Origin of the sequence: Nostoc sp. CMAA1605 (assembly GCF_021596505.1) — a bacterium.
In the GTDB taxonomy this organism is placed as follows: Bacteria; Cyanobacteriota; Cyanobacteriia; order Cyanobacteriales; family Nostocaceae; genus Trichormus.
The window spans coordinates 22227-29050 of sequence record NZ_PJIZ01000105.1; the positions used below are offsets into that span (position 1 = coordinate 22227).

Consider the following 6824-nt stretch of genomic DNA (forward strand, 5'->3'; position numbering starts at 1 on the left):
TTAATGAAATTGACTTTTACTGCCTCTATACTCATCAGTATTATCTTGACATCTGCTATTGAAAACAAAAGTGTTTACGCTCAGGTAATTTCTGATCACACTCTGAAGACTGATGTCAGTGGTAGTGGTGATTACATCATCACTAACGGCACTCGTGTGGAGAATAATTTATTTCATAGTTTCAGCCAATTCTCCGTGCCTATTAACGGTTCGGTATCATTTCACAATGCAACTGATATTCAAAATATTTTTAGTCGGGTAACTGGTGGTGATATTTCCCGCATCGATGGTTTAATCAGTACCAATGGGAGTGCCAATTTATTTTTAATCAACCCATCTGGGATTATTTTTGGGCAACAAGCCAAATTGGATATTAAAGGATCATTTGTCGCCACAACAGCCAATAGTATTAAATTTGTAGAGGGAACGGAATTTAGAGCAAATAGCCTCGATACGTCACCATTGTTAACGATGAGTGTACCCATTGGCTTGCAAATGGGACAAAATCCAGGAACAATTACTGTGCAAGGTACAGGATATAGCTTAAATATCACTAATATACTCTCTCCCATTATTCACACGCCTAGTTCAACACAAATAAAAGTAGAACCAGGAAAAACCCTGGCCTTGGTGGGTGGTAATCTGAATTTAAATGGAGCAACCCTAACATCTGAAACAGGTAACATTGAGTTGGGTAGCGTGGGTAGCTCAGAATTTGTTGACCTGATATCAACACATCAAGGGTATAGATTGGAATACGGAAACGTAAAAAACTTTGCGGATATTCAAATTGCCCAAAAATCCCTCATAGATGTGAGTGGAGTGAATGCCGGCTCTGTGCAGATACAAGGTAAACAGATTCAATTTACCGACGGCTCACTGTTACTAGCACAAAATCAAGGTAATCTCCCTGGCGGCAACTTGCATCTTCAAGCAACCGAAAGCATTAATCTCATTGGTGCAGTCAGTGGGGTGCGGAGTGAAACCTGGAACCAGGGAACTGGTAGCAATATCAATGTTATTACCCCTAAACTCAATCTCTACGATGGAGGGATATTAAGTAGTAACACTTATGGAGTATCTAACAGTGGGAATATCCAGGTTAATGCCAAAAATGTAGAAATATCAGGCCTATCAACCCTCAACTCCAGTGGCAGTTTTATTAATACCACTACATTTGGTTCTGGTAATGCAGGTAATATTTTTGTTCAGGGTGATAGTTTACTTGTATCTTATGGTGGCGGAGTGTCGTCTGTATCGCGGGGTGTTGGTTCTAGTGGTGAAATTGTAGTTCGCAACCAAGATACCACTGTGCAGAGTAGTAATAGTTCTCCCTTCGGTACAAGAATCGCCTCAGTCACCTTTAATGTTGGCAATGCTAACAACTTAACCATAGATACTGCCAGGTTAAAAGTCATAGATGGTGCCTCGCTCGGCACAAGTTCATATTTTATCGGTCATGCCGGGGATGTGAAGATCAATGCTAGCGAATCTGTGGAGGTTAATGGCTACAATCCATTAACACCGAGTGCTATTAACTCCTCTGCTCTGATTCTCAACTCAGTATTACAGAAGTTATTTGGGCTAACAGAATATAAGTTGACTGCTGATGCTGGCACCGTCAACGTGACAACACCAAACCTCATTTTGAAGAATCAAGGAACTGTGAGTGTGACTAATCAAGGTACTGGTGATGGTGGTAGTCTCAAAATTAATGCCAATACTATCCAATTACAAAATCAAGCTTTCATTGAGGCCAGAACAGCATCTGGGAATGGTGGCAACATTGATTTACAAGTGGGTAACTCTTTAAGATTGCGCGATCGCAGCCAAATTACCTCCACAGCACAAGGTAACGGTCATGGAGGCAATATTACCATTAATGCACCGGTCATGTTTGGCTGGGAAAACAGTGATATCATTGCCAATGCCTTTCAAGGCAAAGGTGGTAATATTAACATTCGGACTCAGAGTCTTTTAGGATTAGAATTCCGTCAGCAACTGACTTCAGAAAATGACATTACCGCCAGTTCGCAATTTGGGGTTAACGGTATAGTTAGTGTTGATACTATTGGTGTTGACCCGAATGCTGGTGTAGTGGAATTACCTACGAATGTCACTGATCAATCACAGCAAATAGCTAGCGGTTGTACTAGGAATCAAGGTAGTAGTTTTATCGCTACAGGTAGGGGTGGTATACCGCAAAATCCCATGCAGGAAGTGAAGAGCGATCGCACTTGGTCTGATATTCGTGACATCTCTGCATTCCCCAACACATCACAAGTTCAAGCACAAACACCCACACAGCCACCAATCCCCATCCAAGCTACTTCCTGGCATCGTAACACCCAAGGACAAATTGAATTAATTGCCGATAAATCTTCTGTGAATTTACAACCATCATTAACTTGTGCTGCTGTTAATAAAAGCTGAAAAATTCATTGTAAAATTACATAGCCACTTCAATATCAAAATTTACTTTGGGAAAAATAGACGCAAGGTAAATGATGATAAAGAGAGTGATGAAAGTAACTTCCGCCAACCTCAGCTTACTGGGTGCAATTTACATCTTAGTTATTGGCAACATTAATGTACAGGCGCAAGTAACACCTGATAACACCCTCAATACTTCTGTAAGCGGTACTAATAATTACATCATTACTAACGGCACTCGTGTTGGTAATAATTTATTCCATAGCTTCAGCCAATTCTCAGTTTCCAACAACGGCTCGGCATCATTTCAAAATGCGGCTGATATTCAAAATATATTTAGTCGGGTAACAGGTGGTAATGCTTCCCAAATTGAAGGTTCTATCAGTGCGAATGGAAGTGCCAATTTATTCTTACTCAACCCAGCCGGCATCATGTTTGGGCAAAATGCCAGGTTAAATATTGGTGGTTCTTTTGTCGGCACAACAGCCAATAGTATTAATTTTGCCGATGGAGTAGAATTTAGTGCGGTGAATCCTAGCAATCCGCCCTTGTTGTTGATGAGTACACCTGTCGGTTTGCAAATGGGGAAAAATGCCGGTGACATTGGACTGCAAGGAGCAGGACGAGCAACAGTCTTGAGTGGTTTCTCAATTGTATCTGGCTTAACGGGGAATAATGGGTTACGGGTGCTTCCTGGTAAGACTTTGGCGTTGGTTGGAGGTAATGTTGCTCTAGATGGCGGTGTGGTAGTCGCTCCAGGAGGCAGAATTGAATTAGGCGGTGTGACAGATGGGACTGTCAGCTTGACTTCCAATTCTCAGGGATTTTCTCTGAGTTATCCAAATGCAACCAGCTTTGGTAATGTGCAGATGACAAAGCGATCCTTAGCATCTGTGCAGGGGTTAAGTTCGGGAGCAGTACAGTTACAAGGGAAGCAAGTGAGTTTGCGTGACGGTTCAATTGTGGCTGTGCAGAATCTGGGCAGTCAACAAGCTGGGGATATCAAGGTAACAGCGACAGAATCCGTGAATATACTTGGAATGTCGTCAGATTTTCAAAGCTCCAGTGGATTAATAAATGAAACACTTGGCAGAGGTGCTGGGGGAAATATTATACTCACAACACCCAATCTAACAATCGATCAAGGTGGGTATGTTGTGACGCGCAACTTTACGGCTGCTCCAGGTGGTAGCATTACGGTCAATGCTGACAACATTTTGGTAGGTGGGATTCTTCCTGGAAGTAAAACTTCTCCTGTGCCTATATCTGCTGTGCTGGTGGCTGCAACCTATGGCTCTGGACAAGGGGGAAATTTGCTTCTCAACTCCCAAAATTTGACCGTAGTTGGTGGAGGCTATGTTGGTACAAGAGTATTTAGCACAGGGTCTGGAGGCAATGCGTTTGTTAAAGCTGATGCGGTTCGGGTATCAAGTTTTGGTACAGGGGATGACCCCAGTTTAGTGAGTTTGATCTCGGCTAATTCATTAGGTGCTGGTAATGCCGGCAATCTTAATCTTGATACTCGTACCCTCTCAATTCAGGACGGGGGGGTTGTTTCAGTGTCTGCGTTACATCGAGGTAATGCAGGTAATCTTTTGATCAATGCTTCTGAATCCATTGATATAAGCGGTGTTAAAAATAGCAGTAATCCAAGTTACATTGGTGCTGTTGCCAGAATATATGATGTCAGACCAATTCCTGATTCTCAGGCTAACGCGGGTCAAGTCACAATTAACACACCAACTCTGAACATTCGCGATAGTGGAACTGTTTTTGTCGCTAACCAAGTGTTAGGCAATGCAGGAAAACTGACTATCCAAACTAATCGATTAACTTTAAGTAATCAAGGGAGTATTTCGGCATCCACTAAAGCGGGAGAAGGCGGAAATATTGATCTTCATGTGGGAGATGTTCTATTGCTGCAAAATCAAAGCAGGATTACTGCAACCGCCGGTGAAATGGGAAATGGGGGAGATATTAAGTTAAATGCTCCCTTGATTGTGGCCACAGGTAACAGCGACATTATTGCCAGTGCATTTCAAGGACGGGGTGGGAATATTGCCATTGGGACTCAAGGGATTTTTGGTGTGAAATATCGTGATGGCGAAACTCTCGAAAGTGATATTACCGCTAGTTCGCAATTTGGTATCAGTGGTACAGTCCAAATTAATAATGTCAGTGTTGACCCTAATTCCGGTTTAGTGGAATTACCGGAGAATGTCACCGACTCTTCCCAACAAATAGCTACAGGCTGTGCTGATACGAGTGGTAGTAGTTTTATCGCCACAGGCAGGGGTGGAATACCGCAAAATCCCATGCAGGAAGTGAAGAGCGATCGCACCTGGTCAGATATCCGCAGTATATCTGCATTCCAAACCAGACCACAAATCCAAGCACAAATACCCACACAGCCACAAATTCTCATCCAAGCAACTTCTTGGCATCGTAATGCTCAAGGGAAAGTGGAATTAGTTGCCATCTCATCTATCACACCCAACTCATCACCATTAACCTGTACTGCTTTCTCTCCAAGGTAATTCGCCTCCCAATATTTTCCCTTTACAAATGTTTAAAATTGGAGGATTCTGGGCATAATAAGCTGGGTATAAATCGAGACAATGTAATGAAAAAGCTATCTGTTTGCTTAGATTTTGTGACTCGAATCTCAACGGGAATCATACTACTACCATCGGTATTCATCTTGTTGTGGAATGGTTGTGCTAACGCTCAAATCACTCCAGATGGTAGCTTCAATACCGAAGTGATCAAAGATGGGAATCAATTTACCATCAATCGTGGTAGTCAAGCTGGAAGTAATTTATTTCACAGTTTTAGTGAATTTTCCGTTCCTACAGATGGTTTAGCCAAATTTGACTTGACGGATACAACAAATATAACCACTATATTTAGTCGAGTTACTGGTGGCAACATTTCTCAGATTGAGGGCAAAATTCAAATTATTCCATCAGGCAGCAATGCTGTTAGTCTGTTTCTCCTTAATCCTAGTGGGATAGTTTTTGGGCCTCAAGCTAGTCTCAATATCAGTGGCTCATTTGTGGCTACGACTGCTGACAGTATTAGATTTGCTGACGGCTTTAAGTTTGATGCTACCCAAACTACCACACCACCCTTATTAACTATGAGTGTACCCGTGGGGCTACAACTAGGTAGTAATGCTGGTTCCATTACTGTGCAAGGGCCAATCACAACCAACTCCTTGTTAAGAACACCCACACTGTCATTAGTTCCAAATCAGACTTTAGCCTTGGTAGGTAGTCAGATCAATGTGGATAGTGCCAATATCTCTGCCTCCGACGGGCAAATTGAGTTATGGGCAGTGCAGAATGCTCAAATAGCGATCAATAATCAAACACCCTGGCAACTCACTAGTCCCACAACTACAGCAAACTGGGGGACGATTACACTCCAACAAATTTCCTTAATCGATGCAAGTGGAATTAACGGAGGAGCAATTAACATCCGTGGACGTGGTTTGACTGTGCAGGATGGTTCTAATATTGTTTCTAGTACCTTTGCTGGCCAAGGTCAGGGCATTACTGTCCAAACTAGAGATTTTGTTGATCTGCTAGGTGTTTCCGCTCCCAATCAACCATTCTTTTCTGGTATCAAAACTTCTGTAGGAAATACATTTGGAGTGCTTCCGCTTCCAGGGCCAAGAGCAACAGGACGAGCAGGCGATGTCACGATTGAAACCGGAAGCTTACGGTTAGCTAATGGTACTTGGCTTCAATCCGCAACTTCTGGCGATAACTCTAGAACAGGAGATATCACCGTTCGTGCTACTGATATACATCTGGTAGGATACGAAAATTTTGTTGGACCTGTTGTCGATTCGATTGGCAGTTTAATTGTCGCTGGGAGTAACAATCAGAGTGGACAAGTTACTGTTGCTGCCCAACGAATTCGCTTACTCAATGGTAGCCGTATCAGTAGCAGTATTGTAGGGGGAATGGTCAAGCGGGAAAAGTCGCTATTCTAGCTGAGGAGAGTTTGGAAATTCGAGGAGTTAGTCTTTATGATGGTATCTACGGTGGAGGTATATCCAGTGCCGTCCTCAGTTCAATGGAAGCTGGCACTACAGGTCAAGGAGGGCAAATCACTATAGATACAGGCAGTTTGATTGTGTCCAATGGTGGGGCGATTACTAGTGAGCTAGCAGGTTCTCAAACATTCTTCGGATTCCAAAGATCAGGAGCAAATGGTACAGCTGGCAGCATTAATATTCGAGCTAGGGATATACAAGTTAGCAATCCGGTAATTGATGGATATAGTCAAAGTATTACGGGTATTACAGCTTCTATAGGCAATGGTGCTGTTGGTTCAGGTGGAACAATTAACTTGACAGCAGACAGTTTACGTGTGTTTAACGG

The 6824-nt window shown here is 42.7% G+C and carries 3 protein-coding genes and 1 pseudogene; all 4 read left to right on the forward strand.

The features are described from left to right. The first annotated feature begins 3 nt into the window (after nucleotides 1-3). Complete coding sequence (locus tag CV014_RS25370; RefSeq protein WP_236144551.1) at nucleotides 4-2433, forward strand: beta strand repeat-containing protein; 2430 nt, start codon at nucleotides 4-6, stop codon at nucleotides 2431-2433. Between the two features lie 71 nt (nucleotides 2434-2504). After that, the gene (locus CV014_RS25375) at nucleotides 2505-4970 is read left to right on the forward strand and encodes a two-partner secretion domain-containing protein (RefSeq protein WP_236144552.1); all 2466 of its coding nucleotides are present in this window, start codon (nucleotides 2505-2507) and stop codon (nucleotides 4968-4970) included. Nucleotides 4971-5056: 86 nt separating this feature from the next. Continuing rightward, a complete protein-coding gene (locus CV014_RS25380; protein ID WP_236144553.1) occupies nucleotides 5057-6433 on the forward strand; it encodes a filamentous hemagglutinin N-terminal domain-containing protein in 1377 nt (458 codons plus the stop codon). A gap of 11 nt (nucleotides 6434-6444) precedes the next feature. Continuing rightward, a pseudogene (locus tag CV014_RS25385) lies at nucleotides 6445-6824 on the forward strand (S-layer family protein); the annotation flags it as partial.